The organism is Zobellella maritima (assembly GCF_003075035.1).
Classification (GTDB): domain Bacteria; phylum Pseudomonadota; class Gammaproteobacteria; order Enterobacterales; family Aeromonadaceae; genus Oceanimonas; species Oceanimonas maritima.
Window position 1 is genome coordinate 1 of the sequence record NZ_QCZE01000023.1, and the last position, 362, is coordinate 362.

The window sequence follows — 362 nt, forward strand, 5'->3', positions numbered from 1 at the left end:
GATCACCTCCTTACCTTAATCTCAACGCCTGTTGAGTGTTCACACAGTTTGCTTGATATGAGTAGAGCGCTTTTGATAAGGGCGTGGTAACAAGTTTGCCTATAGCTTGTTGCACACCGAGTTCTGTTCCCCAGGCCCAGTTCAACTACGGTTGTTCTTGTCGCTCGGGTTCGCAGAGCTCACCACTCGCCTTTACCAAAAATCAGTGACGCGCAGCGTCACGAACCGATTTTTGGTCCCCTTCGTCTAGAGGCCTAGGACACCGCCCTTTCACGGCGGTAACAGGGGTTCGAATCCCCTAGGGGACGCCATTCGCTCAGAGAATACAAAGCTAAAGCCGTTTAGCTTTGATTTCTTCGTGA

The 362-nt window shown here is 50.8% G+C and carries 1 tRNA gene; it reads left to right on the forward strand.

Features of this window, described 5'->3' with window-relative positions:
* Nucleotides 1–235: 235 nt before the first annotated feature.
* Nucleotides 236–311: transfer RNA gene (locus DCS96_RS18425), tRNA-Glu, on the forward strand.
* Nucleotides 312–362: the final 51 nt, after the last annotated feature.